We start from the raw sequence: 26442 nt of genomic DNA on the forward strand, positions 1-26442 counted from the left end.
TAACAATTAGCTAAATTGCTCAGTTAGTTTGGCAAGATTCTATAAGTGTACGCAGGTGAGCACCAACGTCTTGTGTTTTGGTTTGGCCTCGCTCAAGTAAGTTGCTCGCTTGCTGTTTTAGCTCTGCCAAATCATACTGCTCGAGCAAAGTTCTTAAATATCTAACTGTATCAGCACCTTGCTGAAGCAAATCAGGAAACTGTTCGATGGAAATTTCCTGTTGGCTTAGGCGAGAAATAGAGTTGAGTAGGTCGCTTAAATTTGCACTGTCTTGCAATGCGCCTTCAACCGCAATAAGCGCGCCCATCGGATCGGCATCTAGATTATTTGCAACGCAAGCTGCAACACTACCTGCTTCTGCTGATGCTTGCACTGACTCTATCCCTTTATCACGGATCTGCTCAACCACTTGTTGTAGCTCTTGATGTTCAGATAAATATTGTGCCTCGATTTGGGCTTTAGAGTCTTCCAGCATATCGCATGCGGTAAGTGAAACGACCATAGTAGACGCAAAGGCAATCGCTCTTAGCATTTTATCACTTCCTATATAAAGATTTTGTGAAAGTCTAAATAGCTAAGAGCCAGAAGTCACGCAGAGTTTGGTTTTGTATGCTCTGCATGACTTTGATTTTAGAGTGATGTTTAGTGGCCGCCGTTGTCACTTCGTTTAGCAGCTCAGGTTAGTTTGCTTGTTGCTGCGCTCTTTTGAACTCCTGTAGACCAACGATATTCGTTTTCTTGAATAATTCAAAGCGCAGCATATTTTCGATGAGTAACAGTGCTTTGTTCCAAGCGTTTTTTGCTGCTGTGGTAAAATGCCTGCCAAGATGACTTTTTAGCGTTGCTGTAAAAGGTAAACAACAAGACACTGATATCTTTTTCTGACGTTCCCATAAATAACAGCGTACCGCGTTGTTTTTGCAGATAATGTAATAAGTTTGACTGCTGTGGGATACGCATCACACAATTTTGCACAAAATCAAATATTTGATGCTCCCAGATTATGAGTTGTCCCACATTTGTTGGAATTTGCATGCGCAAATCGTAATGTTGAATTTGGTTGTACCAAGAAGTGCAAAAGCCATGGAAATTCGGACGAATACTCGCAAGCGTTTGAGTTAAAAGTTGATATTGATAGGGAGTAATGCTCATAGACGCCTCTTCAAATTGATGAAGAGCGGATCCTTTGCTCAAAAACAAATAGCCTAAGTCTGAGTATAGCTGCTTTTTTTAAATGCGAGACTTTTTAATATTTTTTTGTGAGATTTTTCTTACATTGCAATAATTGATGTCTCAATGTACAAAATAAAGTGTAGTAGGCCTGCATGGAACATTGGCCTACGTTTATTTAGACGATACTTAGTGCGTAATTGGTGAAAGTAACTGTGGATCCGTCACGAGTTTACGAATGCCATGCGCATGGTCCTCTTCAAAAGCATTATCTTTACACCAACGCGCGAGACTATTTATATCAACTTTGGCACAGCTTGGGCGTACACTCCAGCTTACCTGTAAAGGTGAGCACTGTTGGTTGTTATAGCTAGGTCCTGTAGTTGAACCTAAAAACTCAACTGGTGTGCCTGTATTGCTTGGTAGCGCACCTGCTTGATGGTAGCCGCCAACTTGGCCTTGATAATCAAGCTCAGTGAAGTCTTGTGCATTTTCATCATTAACCACTAAAAACACCTGAGTTTCGACGCGTAGATCGGGGTTGGCACAGCTATCATTTAAGCAAGCGCCAAGTGTCGGGCCAGGTTTTACATCACAAGAGCTATGAACCCAGTGTACTTCAATGGTATCGCCGGGCTTTACGTTGTTACATACTTTATCGTCTACAGGAGCAAGCTCCGCAGGGGTGAGGCTTGCAGTTGCATTACATTGGAATCCGCCGTACTTTGGGTCATTGGAAACGACAGAGAAGTCTTTGGCTTTATGTTCTGCATTTTTATGAAAATGGATGTTACATAGATTGAGTTTTTCTTTTGGCGGCGCCATAGCAAAAACCCGTTTGTTGTGACCCTGCAAACTATCAATATCTCTCGGTGTTTGCGGTCCTGCCGACTCACATTGCGCTGCAAACGCTTCGAAGCTAAATATAGACAGCGCTGTCAATTTGCTTGATTTTATAACCGTTCTCATTTGGTTTTCCTTTCTTTCGTGATTTTATTGTCCCCAATTATGGATCAAATATTTCTTTTTTGTTACAAAAAATGAAGGGGGACGAAGCTGGACCGATGAGTTGGGCGTCAGGGTATTGTATGTGAAAAGTAAAATACCTGATTACATCTCAGCAACGAGCTGAAACGTCAGAAGATAGTTCTAAATCAAGGTTGCTATCTAGGCATACTGTCTTTATAATACGCAGCATATTTAGGCAATCGGACTGAAACTTTCGTTTTTCAGTACAATTGACTTTAAGCATGGGCAATACATCGCTCATTCAAACGACATTTTTAAGATGTCACTTCTTTGAAAAGTAGAAGTAAAACAATTTTATGTTTCGGTGTAGAATGGAGTTGCTCGATAGATGGTCGGGCGCTTGATTTTGTGAAGTGCCGAAGGTCGTCGGTTTAAATCCGATTACCACTTCTTTGAAAAGTAGAAGTAAAACAATTTTATGTTTCGGTATAGAATGGAGTTGCTCGATAGATGGTCGGGTGCTTGATTTGGTAAAGTGCCGAAGGTCGTCGGTTCAAATCCGATTGCCACTTCTTTGAAAAGTAGAAGTAAAACAATTTTATGTTTCGGTATAGAATGGAGTTGCTCGATAGATGGTCGGGTGCTTGATTTGGTAAAGTGCCGAAGGTCGTCGGTTCAAATCCGATTGCCACTTCTTTGAAAAGTAGAAGTAAAACAATTTTATGTTTCGGTATAGAATGGAGTTGCTCGATAGATGGTCGGGTGCTTGATTTGGTAAAGTGCCGAAGGTCGTCGGTTCAAATCCGATTGCCACTTCTTTGAAAAGTAGAAGTAAAACAATTTTATGTTTCGGTATAGAATGGAGTTGCTCGATAGATGGTCGGGCGCTTGATTTGGTAAAGTGCCGAAGGTCGTCGGTTCAAATCCGGTTACCACTTCTTTGAAAAGTAGAAGTAAAACAATTTTATGTGTTGGCGCGGGATGGAGCAGCCTGGTAGCTCGTCGGGCTCATAACCCGAAGGTCGTCGGTTCAAATCCGATTGCCACTTCTTTGAAAAGTAGAAGTAAAACAATTTTATGTGTTGGCGCGGGATGGAGCAGCCTGGTAGCTCGTCGGGCTCATAACCCGAAGGTCGTCGGTTCAAATCCGGCTCCCGCAACCAAGTTAAAGATTGAGTTCTTTGATTTCGCGCATTCCTTGTAATGCGCGTTTTGCGTTTAAGCATCGGCTTTTTTGTTTAAGTTGATGATTAATTTGGCTGAGATAGCTCGCAAACCAAGCACGGCCTTTGGCCACACAGTTTGTTATTCGTGTGACGCCCCGCTTGGTTCGGGGCGTTGTTGTATCTGGCGCAAGGTGTATTCTGAGCCCAAGATCAAGCAGCTATGATTTGGGGCTTTAGGCCCTTTTTTTGTTTATATGGAGGAGTTCTGTGTCAAAACTCGAGCAAGATTTGACTGAAATGTTGGAGCCTGCAGTTGCTGCGTGTGGCTTTGAATTACTCGGTCTTGAGTTTGTGCAAGCTGGTCGTCATTCTACACTTCGTGTATATATCGATCATGAAAACGGCATTAATGTAGATGACTGTGCGGAAGTGAGTCGTCAAGTTAGTGCAATTTTAGATGTCGAAGACCCGATTACGAACGAATATAGTTTGGAAGTATCTTCTCCTGGTGTTGACAGACCATTATTCAAACAAGCTCACTATGAAGCAGCAGTGGGAGAGGAAGTACGTTTGCGTACTAAACTTCCGCAAGAAGGTCGCCGTAATTTTAAAGGCGACTTAGTAGCAGTTAATGGCGATATGATCACGTTAAAAGTTGACGCTCAGGATTTCATCTTGATGTTGAGCAACATTGAGCGTGCCAATATCATCGCAAAATTCTAACTTTGAGTGCGAAGGACAAGGGCAAGCGAGGCATTACCTATGGCAAAAGAAATATTGTTGGTGGCAGAAGCTGTTTCCAATGAAAAAGCGGTCCCAAGAGAAAAGATTTTTGAAGCATTAGAGTTCGCACTAGCGACAGCAACAAAAAAGAAGCATGGCGGTGAAATCGAAGTACGCGTTACTATCGACCGTAAAACGGGCGAGTACGATACTTTTCGTCGTTGGAAAGCGGTTGAACCACAAGAAGACGGTTCACTAGAGAATCCATATGCGGAAATCACGTTTGAAGCGGCGCAAGTTGATGAGCCTGACATTCAATTAGGTGATTACGTTGAAGAGCAGATCGAATCAATTAAATTTGACCGTATCACCACACAGATGGCGAAACAGGTAATCGTACAAAAAGTACGTGAAGCTGAGCGCGCATTAGTTGTTGATGCATATAAAGATCAAAAAGGCGAGCTAGTGACAGGTGTTGTTAAAAAAGCAACGCGTGACGCTATCGTTATCGACCTTGGTAACAATGCTGAAGCGGTAATTTACCGTGAAGACATGCTACCACGCGAAAGCTTCCGTCCGGGTGACCGTGTACGTGGCCTACTTTATGAAGTGAAGCCTGAAGCGCGTGGTGCACAGCTATTTGTTACGCGTTCTAAGCCTGAGATGTTGATGGAACTATTCCGCATTGAGGTTCCAGAAATTGGCGAAGAAATGATTGAGCTTAGAGGCGCTGCACGTGACCCTGGTTCTCGTGCTAAAATCGCTGTAAAATCAAACGACAAGCGTATTGACCCTGTAGGTGCATGTGTTGGTATGCGTGGCGCACGTGTACAAGCTGTGTCTTCAGAACTTGGTGGTGAGCGTGTTGACATCGTACTTTACGATGATAACCCAGCACAGTTCGTGATCAACGCGATGGCACCGGCTGAAGTAGCTTCAATCGTAATGGATGAAGATACGCGCACGATGGAAATTGCAGTTGAAGCCGACAACCTAGCGCAAGCGATTGGTCGTAATGGTCAAAACGTACGTTTAGCTAGCCAACTTACTGGTTGGGAACTAAACGTAATGACAGTGGAAGAGATGGAGCGTAAGAGCTCGGAAGAATCAGATAAATTGGTTAATCTATTCACTGAAAATCTAGACATCGACGATGATTTTGCAACACTACTGATTAACGAAGGCTTCTCTTCACTTGAAGAAGTGGCTTATGTGCCAGTAGCTGAATTTTTAGAAATCGACGGTCTAGACGAAGAAACCGTTGAAGAGTTACGTAACCGTGCAAAAGATGCACTGACTACGAAAGCACTTCGCGATGAAGAAAGTCTAGAAAATGCAGAGCCTGCAGAAGACCTACTAGCACTTGAAGGACTTGAGCGTCATACCGCTTTTGTTTTTGCTAGCAAAGGTATCGTTACACTTGAAGACCTTGCAGAGCAAGGTATTGATGACTTAGTTGAAATTTCTGAGTTATCAGAAGAGCAAGCTGGTGAGTTAATCATGGCTGCACGTAACATTTGCTGGTTCAGCGAAGAGTAATTTATTAACGGAGGTAACATCACGTATGGCAGAAGTGAGCATTAACAAACTAGCCGAGAGTATTGGTACAACTGTTGATAAATTACTACAACAGTTAAAAGATGCAGGGATCACCAAAGCCGAGGGCGATCAAGTTACTGAATCCGAAAAGGCGACGTTGCTTGATCACCTAAGCAAGCAACACGGCGGCACTGGTTCAACCGGCCCTGAGCGTATGACTCTACAGCGTAAGAGTAAAAGCACGTTAAGTGTTAACTCATCTGGTAAAGCGAAGTCTGTATCTGTAGAAGTCCGTAAGAAGCGCACTTACGTTAAAAAGAGCGCAATCGAGCAGCAGAAAGAGCAAGAACGCTTAGCTGCAGAGGAAGCTGCGCGCAAAGAAGCAGAGTTAATGGCTCAGCAACAAGCAGAGCAACAGGCCAAAGTAGAAGCTGAGCGCAATGCGCGCGAAGAAGCGGAACGCAAGGCCGATGAGGAAGCCGAGCGCAAAGCTAAAGAAGAGGCGAAGCGACAAGCGGATGCTGAACGTCAAGCCAAAGATAAGCAGAGTAAAGAAGTGGATAGCGCGCAACAAATTAAAGAACGTCAAGAAGCTGAGCGTCTGCGTCAAGAAGCAGAAGCGGCAGCCCTGAAAAAGGCAGAAGAAGAAGCAAAACGTCAAGCGGAAGAAGCTCGTCGTCTAGCTGAAGAAAATGAAGCACGTTGGAAGGCGGAAGAAGAAGAGCGTCTTCGTCGTGAAGAAAATGCTGATCACCACCTAACAACTTCTACTTACGCTCGTGAAGCGGAAGATGAGTCTGATGCACGTGAAGAGAAAAGCGCACGTCGTAAGAAGAAGAGAAAGCCAAGTGCGAAAGAAGAAGCTGCAGAAGCGAATGCGAAGAAGCTGAAAGGTAAAAAAGGTCGCTTAAAAGCGCCAACTTCGTTACAGCACGGTTTCCAAAAGCCTGCGGCAGAAGTGAAACAAGAAGTACGTATCAGTGAAACAATCACTGTTGCAGAACTTGCTTCTCGTATGGCTGTTAAAGGCGCTGAAGTTGTTAAGACAATGATGAAGATGGGTGACATGGTTACGATTAACCAAGTTATCGATCAAGAAACTGCACAGCTAGTTGCTGAAGAAATGGGTCACAAAGTCATTATAGTGAAAGAAAACGAGCTAGAAGAAAAAGTACTAAATGACCGCAGCGAAGATGGTTCTCTTGAGCCTCGTGCGCCAGTAGTAACAGTAATGGGTCACGTTGACCACGGTAAAACGTCAACACTTGACTACATTCGTAAAGCGAAAGTTGCAGACGGCGAGGCCGGCGGTATTACTCAGCATATCGGTGCATACCATGTTGAGACTGAAGGTGGCATGATCACTTTCCTAGATACTCCTGGACACGCGGCGTTTACGTCAATGCGTGCTCGTGGTGCGAAAGCAACCGATATCGTTGTACTTGTTGTTGCAGCGGACGACGGTGTAATGCCTCAGACGAAAGAAGCGGTACAACACGCGAAAGCGGCAGAAGTACCACTTATCGTTGCTGTGAACAAAATGGATAAAGAGGGCATTGACCCTGACCGCGTTAAGAATGAGCTTGCTCAACTAGACGTAATTCCAGAGGACTGGGGCGGTGAAACGCAGTTTGTTCATATCTCAGCGAAGACAGGTCTTGGTATTGATGAGCTATTAGAAGCAATCCTAATGCAATCTGAGCTATTAGAGCTACGAGCTTCTGAAGAAGGTATGGCATCTGGTGTGGTAATCGAATCTCGCCTCGATAAAGGTCGCGGTCCGATTGCTTCTGTACTTGTTCAATCAGGTACTTTAAACCAAGGTGATATCGTACTTTGTGGTCTTGAATATGGCCGTGTTCGTGCGATGAAAGACGAAAACGGTAAAGACATCAAAACCGCAGGTCCTTCAATTCCAGTAGAGATCTTAGGTCTTTCTGGCGTACCAGCAGCTGGTGATGAAGCGACAGTAGTTCGTGATGAGCGTAAAGCTCGTGAAGTGGCACTATACCGTCAAGGTAAGTTCCGCGAAGTGAAGCTTGCTCGTCAGCAGAAAGCGAAGCTTGAGAACATGTTCTCTAACATGACTGAAGGCGACGTATCAGAAGTGAACATCGTTCTGAAAGCAGACGTTCAAGGCTCTATCGAAGCAATCGCTGATTCATTGACTAAACTGTCTACAGATGAAGTGAAAGTGAAGATCGTCGGTTCAGGTGTTGGTGGTATCACTGAAACGGATGCAACGCTTGCAGCGGCTTCTAACGCTATCATCGTTGGCTTTAACGTACGTGCGGATGCTTCTGCTCGTAAAGTCATTGAAGCTGAGAACCTAGACTTACGTTACTACAGCGTTATCTACGATCTAATCGAAGAAGTGAAACAAGCAATGACAGGTATGCTTGCACCAGAATTTAAGCAAGAGATCATTGGTCTTGCTGAAGTTCGTGACGTGTTCAAGTCGCCTAAGATCGGCGCTGTTGCAGGTTGTATGGTAACTGAAGGTGTGGTTAAACGTAGCGCGCCAATCCGTGTACTTCGTGATAACGTGGTTATTTACGAAGGTGAACTTGAGTCACTACGTCGCTTTAAAGATGACGTTGCTGAAGTTCGTAACGGTATGGAATGTGGTATCGGCGTTAAGAACTACAACGACGTTAAAGTCGGTGACCAAATCGAAGTATTTGAAACTGTACAGGTAGAGCGTACGCTTTAATTGTAAGTTATTAAAATACTTGAGATGGGGGCACTAGCCCCCATTTGTGATCTCATAGATTTTGAAATTTTAAGTGGTGAAAATGAGAGAATTTTCTCGTACAGATCGCGTAGCACAGCAAATTCAAAAAGAAATTGCTGTGATCCTACAGCGCGAAATTAAAGATCCAAGATTGGGTATGGTAACAGTGTCAGCTGTTGAGGTATCACGCGATCTTTCTTATGCAAAAGTATTTATTACTGTGCTGAATACCAGTGATGAAGACAAAACTAAGCAAAGTGCGGCTATTCTGAATGAAGCAACCGGTTATATCCGTTCGCTTCTTGGCAAGCGTATCCGTGCGCGTATCATGCCTGAGCTTAAATTTGTTATTGATAACTCCCTAATGGAAGGTATGCGTATTTCTAACTTGGTTGACTCTGTGATCAGAGAAGACAACGCAAAGCGTGGTCCTGAGTCTGGAGATAAAGACCAAGAGGAAGAGTAATGGCGCGTCGCACCAAAGGCCGTGCGATCGACGGCATTCTGTTATTAAATAAACCGCAAGGTATTTCTTCTAACAAAGCACTACAGCAAGCAAAGGGCATTTATTTCGCTCAAAAAGCAGGCCACACAGGTGCTTTGGATCCGCTGGCAACAGGTATGTTGCCAATTTGCTTTGGTGAAGCAACTAAGTTTACCCAGTTTTTGCTTGATACTGACAAAACCTACGTGGTGAGAGCGCAGCTGGGTGAGCGCACGACGACATCAGATTCTGATGGTGAAATTGTTGAAACGCGACCAGTAAATGTAACACTTGAGCAGCTAGAGCAGGAAATTGCCAGCTTCTTGGGGGAATCTGATCAGTACCCTTCGATGTATTCGGCGCTCAAATATCAGGGCCAACCGCTATACAAATATGCCCGCGAAGGCATCGAAGTACCGCGAAAATGCCGCAAGATTAATGTTTATCGTATTACGTTAGACGAATATGACGAGCAAACTCAACAAATTCAAATGACGGTGCATGTGTCAAAGGGCACTTATATTCGTACGATAGTTGATGATTTGGGGGAAAAGCTTGGCTGTGGTGCGCATGTTATTATGTTACACCGTAGTGAAGTTGGTCATTATCCTAGCGACAAAATGATTACCTTAGTAGAGCTAGAAGCGTTACTTGAGAAAGCACAAGCGGAAGAAGTTGCGCCTTCGACTTATCTCGATGAATTATTGTTGCCGATGGATACCGCTTTGGTCGACTTGAGCGTTGTTGATATTAGCGCTGAGCAAGGCGTCGCTTTTGGTCATGGGCAAACCGTTGCTGTCGAAAATTTACCAGACGGTATTGTTAAAGTGGTTGCTGATGGCAAGTTTGTTGGGATTGGCGAGCGTAATCCTCAAGGGTTATTGAAAGCAAAACGCGCGCTATCTTCCGCTCAGCCGGAATCACAATAAAATCTTCCTATGCAAGGGGAGTTTATGCTGGTATAATCCGCCAGCTTCCGCTTTGGCTGAATTAGTGATCGGCTGAAGCATTACTACACTTATTTTTTGGAGTTATTATGTCACTAAGCAATCAAGAAAAAGCAGAAATCGTAGCAAAGTTCGCACGCGCAGAAGGTGATACAGGTTCACCAGAAGTACAAGTTGCACTTCTAACTGCAGACATCAACAAGCTACAAGGTCACTTCGCTAACCACAAGCAAGATTTCCACTCACGTCGTGGTCTTCTACGTAAAGTTAGCCAACGTCGTAACCTTCTTGACTACCTAAAAGGCAAGAGCGTTGACCGTTATGCTGCACTAATCAAAGAGCTTGGCCTACGTCGCTAATATTTTTGATTTCTTGTTGGAAATTTATCCAACAGTAAAAAAGGGGCTAATTAGCCCCTTTTTTTGTGGCTGTTCTATCAGTATACTTACAGCCGTTTAAAAATACTTTTAAACAAGCGTCAATCGGATTTCCAATTGTAGTGCTTAAGTAAATTATGGTGAGTTTATTTAAGACTGTGATTGGTCCCCGTTGACGTTGAAAACAATTTAGTAAGGAAAATATTGTGCAAGCAATTATTAAAGAATTTCAACTAGGTCAACACACGGTGACTCTAGAGACAGGTGCTATCGCACGTCAAGCTGACGGCGCAGTACTTGCAAGCATTGGTGATACTTCGGTACTTGTTACTGTTGTAGGAAGAAGAGAAGCGGCTCCTGGCCAAGACTTTTTCCCACTAACGGTTAACTACCAAGAAAAAATGTACGCTGCGGGTCGTATCCCTGGTGGTTTCTTGAAGCGTGAAGGTCGTCCTTCAGACGGTGAAACACTAACTGCTCGTCTAATCGACCGTCCAATTCGTCCTTTATTCCCAGACGGCTTTGTAAACGAAGTTCAGGTTATCGCGACAGTGGTTTCTGTTAACCCTGAGATCCAACCTGATATCGTTGCTTTGATTGGTACTTCAGCAGCACTAGCTATCTCAGGTATTCCATTTAATGGCCCGCTAGGTGCAGCGCGCGTTGGTTTCATCGACGGTCAATATGTACTTAACCCTACGTTAAAAGAGCTAGAGACAAGTAAGCTTGACCTAGTTGTTGCTGGTACTGAAAATGCGGTACTAATGGTTGAATCAGAAGCTGAAGTGTTAACTGAAGAAGAAATGCTTGGCGCTGTTGTATACGGTCATGAGCAATCACAAGCTATCATCAAAGCAATCGAAGAATTCCGTGCTGAAGCTGGTAAAGCTGCATGGGATTGGACAGCACCTGAAAAAGATTTAACACTAGCTGAAAAAGTAGCTGCAATTGCAGAGCAAAAAGTAGGTGATGCTTACCGTATTACTGACAAAGTTGCACGTAAAGAAGCACTTTCTGAAGCAAAAGCAGAAGTCATTGAAAAGCTAGGCGCTGAAGTTGCTGAAGGCGAGTCACTAGACGAGCAAGTGGTAGGTAAAACATTCAGCTCACTTGAGAAGAAAATTGTACGTAGCCGTATCATTGCTGGCGAAAAACGTATCGACGGTCGTGAACCAGATATGGTTCGTGCGCTAGACGTGATGACGGGTGTACTGCCACGTACTCACGGTTCTGCAATCTTTACTCGTGGTGAAACTCAGGCACTCGTAACAGCAACCCTTGGTACTGAGCGTGACGCGCAGATGCTGGATGACCTAACTGGTACTCACAAGCATCACTTTATGCTTCACTATAACTTCCCTCCATTCTGTGTAGGTGAAACGGGTTTTGTAGGGTCTCCTAAGCGTCGTGAAATCGGCCACGGTAATCTAGCTAAGCGTGGTATTGCGGCAGTAATGCCAACACTGGCTGAATTCCCATATTCAGTACGTGTAGTATCTGAAATCACTGAATCAAACGGTTCATCTTCAATGGCATCAGTATGTGGTACTTCACTTGCGCTAATGAACGCTGGTGTTCCAGTTAAAGCATCAGTTGCAGGTATCGCGATGGGTCTAGTGAAAGAAGGCGAAGATTTCGTTGTTCTTTCTGACATTCTTGGTGACGAAGATCACTTAGGTGATATGGACTTCAAAGTAGCGGGTACAGCAAACGGTGTAACTGCACTACAAATGGATATCAAGATTGAAGGTATCACCAAAGAAATCATGCAGATCGCGCTTCGCCAAGCGAAAGCAGCGCGTCTTCACATCCTAGGTGTGATGGACCAAGCGATTTCTGCACCTTCTGAAGAGCTATCTGAGTTCGCTCCACGTATCTACACTATGAAGATCCCTGCGAAGAAGATTGCTGAAGTTATCGGTAAAGGTGGTGCAACAATTCGCCAGCTTACTGAAGAAACAGATACAACGATTGAAATTGAAGACGACGGTACTATCAAGATCGCTGCAACGAATGGCAATAGTGCACAAGCTGCTATTTCACGTATCGAAGCGCTTACAGCAGAGCTTGAAGTTGGTACGCTTTACACTGGTAAAGTTATCCGTATCGTGGACTTCGGTGCGTTTGTAAACGTACTTCCTGGTAAAGATGGCCTAGTGCACATCTCACAAATCAGTGAAGAGCGCGTAAATAACGTTTCAGATCACTTAACTGTTGGTCAAGAAGTTAAAGTTAAAGTACTTGAAGTTGATCGCCAAGGCCGTGTTCGCTTAAGTATCAAAGAAGCACAAGAGAAAAAGGCTGAGCAGCCTAAAGAAGAAGGCGCTGAGTAATCTTTGCAATGCTTTGCATAGAATAGAAGTGTAAAGGGGCTGAATAGCCCCTTTTTTTATGCTTTAATGCTGTTTGACTCAAAATGATGAAACAAAACTGAGTTTATCTGGTCAATAGAGAACTAGGCAAAGTTATAGTACATAACCTGAGCTGCGGATAATTAATGCCTTTCTAGCAGAACACGGTAATCTAGCTAAGCGTGGTATTGCGGCAGTAATGCCAACACTGGCTGAATTCCCATATTCAGTACGTGTAGTATCTGAAATCACTGAATCAAACGGTTCATCTTCAATGGCATCAGTATGTGGTACTTCACTTGCGCTAATGAACGCTGGTGTTCCAGTTAAAGCATCAGTTGCAGGTATCGCGATGGGTCTAGTGAAAGAAGGCGAAGATTTCGTTGTTCTTTCTGACATTCTTGGTGACGAAGATCACTTAGGTGATATGGACTTCAAAGTAGCGGGTACAGCAAACGGTGTAACTGCACTACAAATGGATATCAAGATTGAAGGTATCACCAAAGAAATCATGCAGATCGCGCTTCGCCAAGCGAAAGCAGCGCGTCTTCACATCCTAGGTGTGATGGACCAAGCGATTTCTGCACCTTCTGAAGAGCTATCTGAGTTCGCTCCACGTATCTACACTATGAAGATCCCTGCGAAGAAGATTGCTGAAGTTATCGGTAAAGGTGGTGCAACAATTCGCCAGCTTACTGAAGAAACAGATACAACGATTGAAATTGAAGACGACGGTACTATCAAGATCGCTGCAACGAATGGCAATAGTGCACAAGCTGCTATTTCACGTATCGAAGCGCTTACAGCAGAGCTTGAAGTTGGTACGCTTTACACTGGTAAAGTTATCCGTATCGTGGACTTCGGTGCGTTTGTAAACGTACTTCCTGGTAAAGATGGCCTAGTGCACATCTCACAAATCAGTGAAGAGCGCGTAAATAACGTTTCAGATCACTTAACTGTTGGTCAAGAAGTTAAAGTTAAAGTACTTGAAGTTGATCGCCAAGGCCGTGTTCGCTTAAGTATCAAAGAAGCACAAGAGAAAAAGGCTGAGCAGCCTAAAGAAGAAGGCGCTGAGTAATCTTTGCAATGCTTTGCATAGAATAGAAGTGTAAAGGGGCTGAATAGCCCCTTTTTTTATGCTTTAATGCTGTTTGACTCAAAATGATGAAACAAAACTGAGTTTATCTGGTCAATAGAGAACTAGGCAAAGTTATAGTACATAACCTGAGCTGCGGATAATTAATGCCTTTCTAGCAGAAAGTTTTAGCGCTAACTGCGTTGAATTCACTTCCAATAGCCAGCTATTGGTGCGTAAATTCGCCTTGTTTTCCCTAAAACTCTCTGGCTAGACAAGGAGAAAACTAAGTTGTGCTTTAGCAACAATGAATTGGAACATTCCTTATCCAAACCTCAGGTTACATAATCAGATTGTTGGTATACCTGTGCAAAGACTCTAAACGGGCAAATGCCATTGAATGAGGAAGGAAATGAAGTTAGCGAAAATAGTTGTGCCATTAGTGCTAATGGGGCTGGTAGGATGTAAAAGCACGCAGCCAGAGGCCACTAAAAACATTGTAAATGTTCCGCTTGCAGTACCACTTCAAGCCAATTTCCGTAATGAGATTGCCATTGCTCGATTTAACGAGTTACTCTTGCAGCCAGATATGGCAAATGAGCAACGCGCGCAACTGCTATACAATCGCGGTATGCTGTACGATAGCATTGGCTTACAAACTCTTGCTCGCATTGACTTCAATCGTGCCGTACAAATTAAGCCGGATCTCGCCGAAGTATATAATTTCCTTGGTATTCATCAAACGTTAGAACAAAACTATGGCCGCGCATATGAAATGTTTGATGCCGTGCTTGAGCTTGACGAGCAACATGAATATGCCTATTTAAATCGTGGTATCGCATTGTATTACGGCGAGCGAGCCGATTTAGCTGTAAAAGATTTTGAAGCCTTTTTGGCGCGTGCTCCAAAAGATGCGTACCGAGCTATGTGGCTGTATATTGCTCAGCAGCAAGTAGACGATGCACTTGCTAAGCAGACATTGGCGGCAAATAGCCAAGCATTAGACCCTGATGAGTGGTCGTCTCAGTTAGTTGCACTATATTTGGGTACTTTATCTGAAGATGCATTTCTTGCGCAGATCTCTGAGGGAGTGAGCACCCAAGAAGAGTACGCACAGCGTCTCTGTGAAGCCTATTTTTATCTGGCTAAGCAATATCAGACCCAAGGAGATTTAGCCTCTGCGATTAGCTATTTTAAGCTCGCACTGGCAACTAATGTATATGAGTTTGTAGAACATAAATACGCGCGTCTTGAGCTTGATTTACTTGCCCAGTTGAATGACGAACAAGACGCGAGCTAAACACCTTGTTATTTTCGTGCTTATAGGGCTGCTGTTTTCAAGCAGCCCTAATTATGCACATCTCTCTGGTGCACAAAAATCAGCACTTATCGTCGCCAATCCAAATAGCTATTTTGCCATTGCACCAGAGCTTGAGGTGTTACCCGCACAAGCAAGTGCACAATTAGTAAAAGCCATTGCAGGCCTAAAGCAACCAAGTTGGGAGTTTGAACGGTTACAGCGCAGTTTGAGTGCTCAAGAGAAAAATAGCACTAAGCCGCTTTTACTTGATACTTGGTCCCGTTTAAATCTTCAGCAGCGCCAGCAAGTGTCCGAGCAGTTAGTATCACTTGGCCGATATCACTTGCTTTATGCGCTTTCAAAGCGCTACGCGTTAAACCCAGCACTCACTTCGTTGCTCGCGGTGTGGCAAGGAAAGTCTGTCACGACATTTTTGAATAACCCCTACTTAAGACAGTTTCACACTCTCTCAGAGCGTCAGCATTCAAGTGCGTTTTGTCAGTTTAATCTTGCACTAATCGCCAGTGATTTAGATGGTTTGCAACGTTTACAAGCGCTTAAACATGCTTATGAGCAACAACCAGAGCCAGCCACAGGTGTATATTGTTTATCTAAACCGATATATGTGGCGAACAAACTTAGTTGTAAGAGGCAAAGGGGATTTGCAATGTGCGACTTACGATACGAGCAGGGCTTGTCAAAATACGATCACTTGGTGTTTATGGCAACGGAGGGGCTTGCTAATGTCAGCGGTAAGCACATGACTTTGAGCGCCACCAGCACTTACAACACGCTGGTACACGAGCTTATGCACTTTAGTGGTTTTGAAGATGAATACCCAGTACCAGCTAAAAAAGCAAAATGGCTTTGCGCGACTTCAGGGCAAAAGGCACCAAATCTTTACGTTGGTGACCACGCACCGAACAATTGGGTGCCAAGTCGCACCTGCAAGTTAGGTAAACTTTCCTCATATAAACCCTCAAACGGCCACTCTTTGCTCGAATATCAATCAATTAAGTTAGATGAAAATTACCGTAAAAGGTGGTTAGCAGTGCTGAATTCAAGGCGTTTAGAGGATAAAATAGCGGTTAATTCGGCTGAATAGTTTTGAACTTATTCTGAATAGTTTGTTAAGGTTGGCTAAAATAGCATCAGCTAGAAAGTGAAACTCTAGACAACTCAAACACTAATCAAGTATAACAGGGTTCATGTACGTGTGGTTGATGTGTATCGATTGCTCCAACTTGGAAGGGGAATTGTCACATTGATCTAAACGAGCCATAACGACGCAAATAAAAGGTTTCATCTATGACTTTATTTTGGATACCCTTGCTATCCTTAATTGGCAGTTTTATCTCTGCATTTACGGGAAAGCTTTCCCGTAATCAGTCGACTGCTATAACCTTAGTAGCGCCAGCAGTGGCAATTTTACTTGCTGTTGATCTCGCCCCTGCCGTTTTCGCAGGAGAGACTATTCGGTACACATTTGAATGGGTTCCGCTTCTAGATATTAACATCGCGTTTAGACTGGATGGTCTTGCGTTGTTGTTCGTTTTCATGATCTTGGGCATTGGTATGCTGGTTATCTTCTATGCTAGATACTACCTTAGCAGCAATGATTCCATGCCTAAACTTTATGCCTACTTAATGCTCTTTATGACCGCCATGCTTGGCATCGTTATGTCTAATAACGTATTACAGCTGTGGTTATTCTGGGAGCTTACCAGTATTAGTTCATTTTTACTTATTAGCTATTGGTGGCATAAATCAGAGGCTCGCAAAGGGGCGAAAATGGCACTTGCTATCACTGGCGGTGGCGGCTTAGCACTGCTTGCTGGCTTGATGTTGATAGGAGATATTGTAGGCAGTTATAACCTTGATGTGATTTTATCGAGTCGTGAGCTTATTCAATCCCACGCATTATATGAAGTGGCGTTAATCCTTGTGCTACTGGGTGCATTTACCAAGTCCGCGCAATTCCCATTCCATTTCTGGCTACCGCACGCGATGGCTGCACCAACGCCTGTAAGTGCGTACTTACACTCTGCGACTATGGTGAAAGCTGGGATATTCTTACTGGCGCGCTTTTATCCTGCGCTAGCGGGTACAGAGCTGTGGTTTATTCTCGTTGGCTTAACTGGTTTAGCGACATTGCTCGTTGGTGCCTATATCGCGTTATTTAAGCATGATCTAAAAGGTCTTTTGGCGTTTTCAACGATTAGTCATTTAGGCCTTATTACTTTATTACTTGGTCTGGATACTGAGCTTGCGACTGTCGCGGCGGTTTTCCATATTATTAACCACGCAACCTTTAAGGCTTCTTTATTCATGGCGACGGGGATCATCGACCATGAAACGGGCACTCGTGATATGCGTAAACTTAACGGTATGTGGCGTTTTATGCCCTATACCGCAACGCTTGCAATGGTTGCCGCTTCTGCGATGGCTGGGGTGCCGCTACTTAATGGTTTCTTGTCTAAAGAAATGTTCTTTGCCGAGACGCTACACCAGCAACTTCTGGGTTCTATGTCGTGGTTGATTCCAATTTTGGCGACAATCGCAGGTGCATTCTCTGTTGCATATTCGGCGCGGTTTATTCATGACGTATTCTTCAACGGAGATCCAATTGATTTACCTAAGGAGCCACATGAAGCGCCGCGCTATATGCGTTTTCCAATCGAAATCTTGGTCGCTTTATGTTTGATAGTCGGCATGTTCCCTAACTTTATCGTTGATGGCATGTTAAAAACAGCATCAAGTGCGGTATTAGGGGAGGCTGCGCCAACCTTTGAGGTTGCTATTTGGCATGGCTTTAACTTACCACTGCTTATGAGTGGTCTTGCGGTATGTGGTGGTTTATTAATTTATACTCAGCGCAAATATCTATTCCAATTCCAAGCTTCATTACCGCCAATGAACGCTAAGAAAACGTTTGAACGGACTATGTACAACATCGTGTCTTGGAGTCGCGCGCGTGTAAACGCAATAGAAAATGGTTCGCTACAGCGTTATCTGATGCTGATGTTTATTGTTGTGCTGGTGAGTGCGGGCTGGCCATTGTTTGAAATGTCACAGTTAGTGGGTAATTTAGAGCCGACGCCAATTGACGTACATAACGGTATTGGTGCTGGTTTATTAATGATTGGAGCAATTGGCACGGTTATCTGGCATCGTACTCGTATGGTTGCACTGCTGATGATTTCGGTTGTTGGTCTCATGGTGTCGGTTGCCTTTACGCGCTTCTCAGCACCGGATCTGGCGCTTACTCAGTTAACGGTAGAAGTAGTAACCATTATTCTGTTAATGCTTGCGTTATTCTTCTTACCGCAAAGAACGCCGAAGGAGTCTAGTTCTATTCGCGTACTCCGTGATATGGGGATTGCTTCAGCAATTGGTGTGATCATTGGAAGTATCAGTTACGCCTTGATCACAAGACCGCTGGATAGTATTTCTGAGTTCTTTATTGCAAACGCCAAAGTTGGCGGTGGCGGGACGAATGTCGTTAACGTTATCTTAGTGGATTTCCGTGGTTTTGATACGCTAGGTGAAATTACCGTATTGGGTATTGCGGCGCTGGGGATTTATAAGTTGCTGATCAACTTACCGCTGTTTATGTCAGGTAGTGACAGTGAGGGCAGACCTTGGGCGAAAGAGAGATATCCGTTACTGCTGGCAAGTATTTCACAAAGCTTATTGCCTTTGGCATTGCTGGTTTCGGTTTATATTTTCTTGCGCGGCCACAATCTACCGGGTGGTGGGTTTATCGCGGGCCTAATCACGGCGATAGCCTTTATTTTACAATACATTGCTCATGGTTCGAATTGGATTGCAGAGCGCTTTGATGTCAATTACCGCAAGATTATCGCAACGGGTATCGCTATTTCTCTAGCAACCGGTGTGGGTAGTTGGTTCTTTGGCAAACCATTCTTAACCTCATGGTTTGATTATTTTGATATCCCATTGGTAGGTAAAACTGAGTTGGCAAGTGCCATCGCATTCGACCTTGGTGTTTATATCACCGTGGTTGGTGCAACGCTGATGATTTTGGCGAGCCTAGGTAAAGTAACGGCAAATGCGCCCAAAGAAGAGGTGAATATTTAATGGAATTGCTTTATGCATCGTGTGTGGGCTTGCTAGTAGCCTGTGGCGTATTTTTGATTCTACGAGCAAGAACATTCCCTGTTGTTCTTGGTTTAACTATGTTGTCTTATGCGGTCAACTTGTTTTTGTTCGCATCGGGTAGATTGACCTTAAACAAAGCTGCAGTGCTTGGTTATAGCAGTGAGTATGCAGATCCACTGCCGCAAGCCTTGGTATTGACGGCAATTGTTATCGGGTTCGCGATGACGGCATTTGTCGTGATCTTAGCTATTCGCGGTCGTTCTGATTTGGGTAATGACCATGTAAATGGCATTGTTCCTGACAAAAAGGGTAAAGCATGATCCAACATTTGACTTCTTTACCTATTTTATTACCCATGTTGGCAGGGGTGATCCTGCTGATGCCACCGTGTGGTAAAAACTTAGCGATTAGGCGTAAAGTTTCAGTACTTATGTCGCTGATTACGTTTGCAGTTTGTGCCTCACTTTTACTACATGTTCAGCAGTCTGGCATTCAGGTTTATGCGATTGGTAACTGGCAAGCACCGTTTGGTATTGTGTTAGTTGCTGATCAACTTTCGACTCTGTTAGTCAGCTTAACCGCGTTGTTGTGTTTTGTGTGTTCGCTGTATAGCTGTGCCGGAGACGACGAACGAGGAAGTTTCTTCCATCCGTTACTGCACTTTTTGGTGATGGGGGTAAACGGCGCCTTCTTAACTGGTGACGCGTTCAACTTATTTGTATTCTTTGAGATTTTGTTGATAGCGTCTTATGCACTACTAATGCATGGTGGTGATAAGCACAATACCCGTGCTTCACTGCAATACGTGATCCTAAATCTAGTAGGTTCGTCGGTATTTTTGATTGCATTAGGTATCTTGTACGGTGTGCTTGGTACTTTGAACATGGCGGATATGGCATATAAGATCACTTTCTTACAAGGAGATGATGTTTATCTTGCTAAGATTGGCGGCTTATTGTTATTGGTTGTATTTGCGCTAAAAGGCGCCTTGCTACCGCTTCATCTATGGCTGCCAAACACCTATGCAACCGCGTTGCCTGTTGTTGCCGCTTTATTTGCAATCATGACTAAAGTGGGTGTGTATTCCATGATGCGTGTATACACGCTGATTTTTGGTGACCAAGCTGGTGAATTAAGTCATATGGCACAAGAGTGGCTATGGTGGCTCGCTCTGGCGACTATCGTCATGGGCGGAATTGGCGTGCTTGCTAGTCAAGACTTACGTAAGCTGTCTGCAAATTTAGTGGTGGTGTCGGTTGGTACCTTAGTGGCATTAGTCGCCGTACAAACTGTAAATAGTAGTGCTGCAGCCATTTACTATTTAGTGCACTCGACGTTAGTGTCTGCTGCATTGTTCTTACTCGCTGATTTAGTGGGGAAACAAAGGGGTAAAGTTGCCGACAGGATCACCGCAGGTCGCCCAGTAGTACAACCCATGTTACTTGGTATCATGTTTGCGATAGCGGCAATCACTGTGATTGGTATGCCACCGCTATCAGGCTTTATTGGCAAAGTATGGATCTTAAAGTCGACCATCGAGTCGAGCCACACATACTGGTTTTGGGCGGTGTATTTATTAGTAAGCTTAGCGGTATTAGTTAGTGTCTCAAAAGCAGGTAGCACTGTGTTTTGGCATCATACGGGTAAGGTCGATACACAATCGGCAGAAAAAGCGCACCCAGCACAAATTATCGCAATTCTTACCTTAATAACTTGTGCGCCGTTAATGGTGATTTTTGCCGGTCCATTGACTGATTACGCATTGTCGGCAGCCGACTCTTTGCACGATTTTTCTAGCATGACGAATGCAGTGTTAAAAGGAGCGAAATAGATGCGTTTAGAAGCAAGGTTTAAATGGCTACCAACTCCATTTCGCAGTCTACTGCTGTTTACCGTATGGTTATTGATGAATAATAGTGTGTCAGCTGGGCATATTATTCTCGCGACTATTCTAGCGATTGTGATCCCGCTTATTACCTATCGGTTTAGAACTAAGCAACCACTGATCATTAAGCCATGGCGTGCGTTTACTCATTTGCTGTTGGTGCTTTACGATATCATTACTGCCAACGTTGAGGTCGCGATAAAGATCTTAGGACCAACGAAGAAATTACGCCCTGGTTTCGTGTTGGTGCCGCTCGATATAGATCAAGCTATGCCAATCACTATTTTAGCCAGCACGGTATCTTTAACTCCTGGCACCGTAAGTGCTGAGGTATACCCTTGGCCAGAGTCTGTAAAAAGTGGCGAAAAACCAGAACGTAAATACTTACTGATCCATGTGTTAGATCTTACGGATGAGCAAGCATTGATTGATACAGTTAAATCTCGTTATGAAGCGCCATTGAAGGAGATTTTTGAATGCTAGAAACTGTAATTCTTATTGTCTTTGCGATGATAGGTGTATCACTTTTGCTAAATCTTTGGCGTTTGGTTGTTGGACCTTCAATTCCAGATAGAATTTTAGCGCTCGATACCATGTACATAAATACCATTGCGCTTATTATTCTATATGGAATGAGTATGGGGACGGCATTGTACTTTGAAGCCGCATTATTAATAGCAATGCTTGGCTTTGTAAGTACGGTTGCGGTATGTAAGTATTTGCTACGCGGCGACATCATAGAATAGGAGAGCGATATGTCAGAATGGATAATTTCTATTTTATTACTGTTAGGTGGTGCGTTTGTATTGATAGGCTCTATTGGTCTTGTGAAAATGCCTGACTTTTTTATGCGTCTCCACGGTCCTACCAAAGCCACAACGCTTGGAATGGCGTGCTTATTGACCTCGGCAATGGTGTATTTCAGTACCACGACTGATGGCGTGAGTGTAAAGGAAATCTTGATTTCAATATTTTTGCTGCTCACCGCTCCCATCTCTGGATATATGCTGATTAAGTCAGCAATACATCACCGCTTGCCAAGCAATGAAAAGACGACAGGCAAAGATAAGATAAAAAAATAGTGCTTCGGCGCTATTTTTTTATCCATCACTTTATAATTTATTCCTCAAAATACACCGCCTAAGCATCATAAATTTCAGTACGTTATTAAATTTTTTGCTACAGTTAAAAAAGACTTCATAGTCGCCGATAAAAATAGGGGTCACTCGTATTATCAAGTTGATGATGAACGTGCAGTGCAATTAGTTTGCATACTAAGTCTAAAAACTGGGAATGTTATGAAACAAGCTTCGATTAAAAACAAACTCTTATTCTTTGTAACAGCATTAGTAACGAGTTTGGTTGTTATATTAGTGACAACAATGTGGTTTCACCTTGCAGCAGAAAATACCAAGCAAAGTGAAGGGGTCCAACAAGCGATTTATGATGAAATATCCCAAGGCCTTATCGCTAAAGGTAATCAATATGGGCAACGTGTGGCCGGTTTTATCAATGAGGCCTATCGTGTTCCATACACTTTGGCGGGTGTGCTATCGCATACCGCCAAGCAGGATCCGCTGAGCCGTGAACAAGTACAAGAAATTGTCAATGGTGCGCTAAAGCAAAATCGCTTTGTGTCTTCTATGTATGCACAGTTTGAACCGAATGGTTACGATGGCAATGATGCCAGTAATCAAGGTGGTTCGAGTCACTCTGTGCCGGGCGCTGGTACCTTAGAGCTCTATTTCACTCAAGAAGCTGATGGTCCGATGCAACAAAAAGTTGAGTCAGCAGAAGAAAAATATGCCGACGCAATCAATGAATTTGGTCTACGAGAAGCCGAGTGGTATTTATGCGCAAAAGATAAAATAGCGCCTTGCATCATGGAACCCTATTTATATGAAATTTCTCCGGGCAACAAAATGCTGATGACCTCATTGACCACACCAGTCGTGGTCAATCGTCAATTTAGAGGCTTAGTGGGCGTGGATGTAAACTTACCTATTTTCCAAACCATGGTCGACGAGCTCTCAAACTCGCTTTACTCAGGAGCCGCTAAGGTAACCTTGTTAAGTGAGTTGGGTCTTGTTGTGGGTTCTAGTCACTATAAGAATTTAGCACGCCCACTTGCAGAGTCGACAAAGTCAGATAGGGCTGAGGTGTTAAAATCGCTGCACACAGGTTCTGGGATTAAAGAGCTTGATGAAGATTTAGTCGTAGCAGTACCTATCAACATAGCGTTACCAAACACCACTTGGTCTCTGGTAATCGAACTACCTAAGGCAATTGCACTTAGTTCTGCTACAACGCTGCAAAGTCAGCTGGAGGAGTCGACAAACTCCGTTGGTCGCTGGATGCTTATTATAGGTATTGTTATTGCTGTTATTGGCATTGCCATTGCGGTGGTATTAGTGAACACAATTATCGGTCCGCTTACGCATATTCAGGAACGAGTCGAGAACTTAGCTTCTAGCGAAGGCGATTTAACGCATGAGCTAGAAGTGAGCCATCATGCTGAGTTGATTGCCTTGGCACATGGCTTTAACCGCTTTACTGATAAACTACGAAAGATGATTGATGACCTCAAAGGTCTTGCTGAATCTTCCTACGAGCAGTCGCATCGAACAACAGAAGCTGCGATTAACATCAAAAACAAAGTCGCTAATCAGCATCTAGAGATAGACAGCGTAGTTACTGCAATTAACGAACTCAGTGCGACCGCTTCAGAGGTGGCCCGGGCGTCTGAAAAAGCGGCTGCAAGTACGAATCAGGCCGCGGATCAAGTTCAGCAAAGCGAACAAAGCATCATTAAAACGACTGAAACGGTGCAATCAATGGCGGATCAAGTCATTGATGCAAAACAAGCGGTCGTGAAGGTATCTGAACGCAGTGATGATATTTCCAAAATACTAGAAGTGATCAGAGCCATTGCAGAGCAAACTAATTTACTGGCCTTAAACGCGGCAATTGAAGCTGCAAGGGCGGGGGAACAAGGTCGAGGTTTTGCGGTTGTTGCAGATGAAGTTCGAGCTTTGGCGTCAAAAACACAAGCATCGACGGACGACATTAGTAAACTAATAGATAACCTACAGAGTGAAGTCGCGAACTCAGGCCGGATCATTGAGAGCTCTGTGCAGCTAGGTGAAGACGCAGTGAGTTATTGCCAAGAATCGGCTAGGTTAATGAGTACGTTAGTTGCTGAGCTGACAAGTATTTCTAATGAAGTAACGCAAATTGCGACGGCTGCGGAAGAGCAAAGTATGGTTACCGAAGAAATTAACACGAATACGACGGGCATTTCAGATGCCGCTGCTGAGCTTTCGAAGTTCGCAGATGAAGTCGAGCAAGCGGCCAGTTCAATGACGCTGATAGTCGAACAGAAACACAAGCAACTTAATTTATTAAGAACGTAAGTTTGTTGGTTTGCAAAGAGACTGGAGACAGTCTCTTTGCAGCTATGGCGTTTTTCATCAAAATTCACTATGATAACTGTATCTATATACAGTTAAGCCAATCATGAAACTCTATATCGCAGAAAAACCCTCTTTAGGTCGAGCAATCGCCGATGTCTTACCAAAACCACATAGAAAACAAGATGGTTATATAGAAGTCGCGAATGGTGATGTGGTTTCTTGGTGTATAGGCCACTTGTTGGAACAAGCAGAACCTGAAGACTACGACGCCAAATACAAAAAATGGCAGTTTCATGATCTACCAATCGTGCCTACTCAATGGCAGTTCAAAGCAAAGCCAAAAACAAAAAAGCAGCTTAGCACTTTAAAAAAGTTACTCACAAAAGCTGATGAAATCTACCATGCTGGAGATCCTGATAGAGAAGGGCAATTGCTCGTGGACGAAGTATTTCAATTCGTAAACTTACCTGAACGGAAAAGAGCAAGGATCCAGCGTTTGTTGATCAGTGATTTGAACCCACAAGCGGTGAAAAAGGCATTGGCTTCGACACGTTCTAATCAAGAGTTTGTTCCTTTAAGCATATCTGCACTTGCAAGAGCCAGAGCGGATTGGCTATTTGGTATGAATTTAACCAGAGCATTTACGTTGGCTGGGCAAAAAGCGGGAGTGAATACCGTTTTGTCGGTTGGCAGAGTGCAAACTCCGGTACTTGGCTTGGTTGTTAGAAGGGATTTAGAAATAGAGAACTTTGTATCTAAGCCATTTTATGAGGTGATTGCACACATCAATAAACCAAACTGGGGAGTCTTTGAAGCTAAGTGGGTACCAAGTGAAGCATCTAGGCCCTATATGGACGAAGATGGGCGTGTTCTGGTTAAAGCCTTAGCTGAAAACGTTGCGGATCGGATCAGTCAAAAGCAAGCAACAGTAAATAAGGTTGAAACAAAACCAAAAAAGATAAATCCGCCGCTACCCTATAACCTTTCTTCTTTGCAGATTGACGCAAATAAGCGCTACGGTTTATCGGCTCAGCAAGTGTTGGATATTTGTCAGGCACTCTATGAGAAACATAAACTGATCACTTACCCTAGATCTGATAACCGTTATCTACCACAAGAACATTTTGTTGAAAGAGAGCAAGTCATTGTGGCTGCCGAGCACAATCAGGGAATAGAAAGTAAGTTTATTAAGTTAGCTGATATGAACCTAAAAGGAGCGTGTTGGAATGATAAAAAGGTAGAAGCGCATCACGCTATCATTCCAACTACTAAAAAGCTCCGCAGTGCTCAGCTTGGGCATAGAGAGTTACAGGTCTATCAACTCATCTCTGTACAATACCTTGCGCAATTCTTTCACCCCTACCGCTACAACGAAACTAAAGTGGAGTTGGAGATTAGTGGTGGTCAATTCAAAGCACAAGCGAAGCAAATAACAGATCAAGGGTTCAAGATACTGTTTAAAGGTCATGAGGTAGAAAAAGAAAGCCTATTGCCGGAGTTACAGGTAGGAGAGCAACTTTTATGCGAGAAAGGTGAAGTTAAAGAAAAACAAACTCAGCCGCCAAAGCATTACACTGAAGCGACCTTATTAGGTGCAATGACAGGTATTGCACGGTTTGTTTCCGATCAATCTATCAAAAAGGTATTGAAAGACACTGACGGGCTTGGCACTGAGGCGACGCGGGCCGGAATTATTGAGCTTTTGTTTAGACGGCAGTTTCTTAGGCGAGAAGTTAAGACGATATATTCTACGGTGCTGGGAAAGGCATTTATTCAAACCCTACCTGAGTCGCTTTCATTACCAGACAGAACTGCGCTCTGGGAGTCATTGCTTGGAAAGATCGCCAATAAGGAAACGTCGTATAATCAATTTATGCAACCGCTTTGTGATGAGTTAGGTGGATTTATTGACAGCGCTCAGTCTATCAATACGAATGCACTGAAAGGCGTCCCTGTACCTGCATTTAAAAAACGCGGGGCAAGAAAGGGGAAATTTACTCGAAAGAGAAAGCCAAGCTCTGCATAATTGTTTTCTTGGCTTGGTTGTAAATTCAGATAGTGTCACTATATCAACCATATTAATTACTCAGACAGAAAATAGAATATGAGCAATAAAATCCAACTAACCCCTGAAAACATTCAGCAAGTAATAACCGACCCAAATCCAGAGAAAGTGTTATTACTAAC

At 43.7% G+C, this 26442-nt stretch carries 21 protein-coding genes, 1 tRNA gene and 1 pseudogene (1 of these 23 only partly in view); 20 read left to right on the plus strand and 3 right to left on the minus strand.

The window, feature by feature from the left end:
- Positions 1-19: 19 nt before the first annotated feature.
- The 3 genes from PPIS_RS00890 to PPIS_RS00900 form a co-directional block, all read right to left on the minus strand.
- Positions 20-532, minus strand: coding sequence for a hypothetical protein (locus tag PPIS_RS00890; RefSeq protein ID WP_010370811.1), 513 nt, complete (start codon positions 530-532; stop codon positions 20-22).
- A gap of 215 nt (positions 533-747) precedes the next feature.
- Positions 748-1152 carry a hypothetical protein gene (locus PPIS_RS00895; RefSeq protein ID WP_010370815.1) on the minus strand — a complete coding sequence of 135 codons (405 nt, stop codon included), beginning with the start codon at positions 1150-1152 and terminating at the stop codon, positions 748-750.
- Positions 1153-1359: 207 nt separating this feature from the next.
- Positions 1360-2139 carry a delta-class carbonic anhydrase gene (locus tag PPIS_RS00900; RefSeq protein ID WP_010370816.1) on the minus strand — a complete coding sequence of 260 codons (780 nt, stop codon included), beginning with the start codon at positions 2137-2139 and terminating at the stop codon, positions 1360-1362.
- A 1086-nt stretch (positions 2140-3225) separates the two neighbouring features.
- Between PPIS_RS00900 and PPIS_RS00905 the strand changes: the two genes are divergently transcribed.
- From PPIS_RS00905 to PPIS_RS01000, 20 genes and pseudogenes are all read left to right on the plus strand, one after another.
- A tRNA-Met gene (locus tag PPIS_RS00905) sits at positions 3226-3302 on the plus strand.
- A gap of 270 nt (positions 3303-3572) precedes the next feature.
- Entirely contained in the window at positions 3573-4028 is a 456-nt protein-coding gene (gene rimP, locus PPIS_RS00910; protein WP_010370818.1) for a ribosome maturation factor RimP, read from the plus strand.
- 39 nt (positions 4029-4067) lie between these two features.
- Entirely contained in the window at positions 4068-5567 is a 1500-nt protein-coding gene (nusA, locus tag PPIS_RS00915; RefSeq protein ID WP_010370820.1) for a transcription termination factor NusA, read from the plus strand.
- A 25-nt stretch (positions 5568-5592) separates the two neighbouring features.
- Complete coding sequence (gene infB, locus PPIS_RS00920; protein WP_010370822.1) at positions 5593-8280, plus strand: translation initiation factor IF-2; 2688 nt, start codon at positions 5593-5595, stop codon at positions 8278-8280.
- 82 nt (positions 8281-8362) lie between these two features.
- A complete protein-coding gene (rbfA, locus tag PPIS_RS00925; RefSeq protein WP_010370823.1) occupies positions 8363-8767 on the plus strand; it encodes a 30S ribosome-binding factor RbfA in 405 nt (134 codons plus the stop codon).
- A complete protein-coding gene (gene truB / locus PPIS_RS00930; protein ID WP_010370824.1) occupies positions 8767-9714 on the plus strand; it encodes a tRNA pseudouridine(55) synthase TruB in 948 nt (315 codons plus the stop codon). The genes rbfA and truB overlap by 1 nt, the downstream gene beginning before the upstream one ends.
- A gap of 107 nt (positions 9715-9821) precedes the next feature.
- Positions 9822-10091 carry a 30S ribosomal protein S15 gene (gene rpsO, locus PPIS_RS00935; protein ID WP_010370825.1) on the plus strand — a complete coding sequence of 90 codons (270 nt, stop codon included), beginning with the start codon at positions 9822-9824 and terminating at the stop codon, positions 10089-10091.
- Positions 10092-10315: 224 nt separating this feature from the next.
- A complete protein-coding gene (gene pnp, locus PPIS_RS00940) occupies positions 10316-12442 on the plus strand; it encodes a polyribonucleotide nucleotidyltransferase (RefSeq protein WP_010370826.1) in 2127 nt (708 codons plus the stop codon).
- A gap of 181 nt (positions 12443-12623) precedes the next feature.
- Positions 12624-13538 (plus strand): annotated as a pseudogene (locus tag PPIS_RS00945) (polyribonucleotide nucleotidyltransferase); the annotation flags it as partial.
- Positions 13539-13947: 409 nt separating this feature from the next.
- A complete protein-coding gene (gene nlpI, locus PPIS_RS00950) occupies positions 13948-14835 on the plus strand; it encodes a lipoprotein NlpI (protein WP_010370827.1) in 888 nt (295 codons plus the stop codon).
- Positions 14813-15940 (plus strand): hypothetical protein, encoded by a 1128-nt coding sequence (locus PPIS_RS00955; protein ID WP_010370829.1) that lies wholly within the window; start codon positions 14813-14815, stop codon positions 15938-15940. Before nlpI ends, PPIS_RS00955 begins: the two co-directional genes overlap by 23 nt.
- Before the next feature lie 203 nt (positions 15941-16143).
- Positions 16144-18936 (plus strand): monovalent cation/H+ antiporter subunit A, encoded by a 2793-nt coding sequence (locus PPIS_RS00960; RefSeq protein WP_010370831.1) that lies wholly within the window; start codon positions 16144-16146, stop codon positions 18934-18936.
- Entirely contained in the window at positions 18936-19277 is a 342-nt protein-coding gene (locus tag PPIS_RS00965; protein WP_010370832.1) for a Na+/H+ antiporter subunit C, read from the plus strand. The genes PPIS_RS00960 and PPIS_RS00965 overlap by 1 nt, the downstream gene beginning before the upstream one ends.
- A complete protein-coding gene (locus tag PPIS_RS00970; protein WP_010370834.1) occupies positions 19274-20788 on the plus strand; it encodes a monovalent cation/H+ antiporter subunit D in 1515 nt (504 codons plus the stop codon). The genes PPIS_RS00965 and PPIS_RS00970 overlap by 4 nt, the downstream gene beginning before the upstream one ends.
- A complete protein-coding gene (locus tag PPIS_RS00975; RefSeq protein WP_010370836.1) occupies positions 20789-21325 on the plus strand; it encodes a Na+/H+ antiporter subunit E in 537 nt (178 codons plus the stop codon).
- Entirely contained in the window at positions 21319-21588 is a 270-nt protein-coding gene (locus tag PPIS_RS00980; RefSeq protein ID WP_010370838.1) for a K+/H+ antiporter subunit F, read from the plus strand. The genes PPIS_RS00975 and PPIS_RS00980 overlap by 7 nt, the downstream gene beginning before the upstream one ends.
- Positions 21589-21597: 9 nt before the next feature.
- On the plus strand, positions 21598-21924 hold the full coding sequence (locus tag PPIS_RS00985) for a Na+/H+ antiporter subunit G (protein WP_010370840.1): 327 nt from the start codon (positions 21598-21600) through the stop codon (positions 21922-21924).
- A 216-nt stretch (positions 21925-22140) separates the two neighbouring features.
- A complete protein-coding gene (locus PPIS_RS00990; RefSeq protein ID WP_010370841.1) occupies positions 22141-24255 on the plus strand; it encodes a methyl-accepting chemotaxis protein in 2115 nt (704 codons plus the stop codon).
- A 103-nt stretch (positions 24256-24358) separates the two neighbouring features.
- A complete protein-coding gene (locus PPIS_RS00995; protein ID WP_010370844.1) occupies positions 24359-26281 on the plus strand; it encodes a DNA topoisomerase III in 1923 nt (640 codons plus the stop codon).
- Between the two features lie 78 nt (positions 26282-26359).
- Positions 26360-26442, plus strand: partial view of a tetratricopeptide repeat protein gene (locus PPIS_RS01000; RefSeq protein ID WP_010370845.1) — the start only. 775 nt of this gene lie beyond the right edge of the window; only the first 83 of its 858 coding nucleotides appear in the window; the start codon lies at positions 26360-26362; the stop codon falls past the right edge of the window.

It is taken from the genome of Pseudoalteromonas piscicida, assembly GCF_000238315.3.
GTDB lineage: Bacteria > Pseudomonadota > Gammaproteobacteria > Enterobacterales > Alteromonadaceae > Pseudoalteromonas > Pseudoalteromonas piscicida.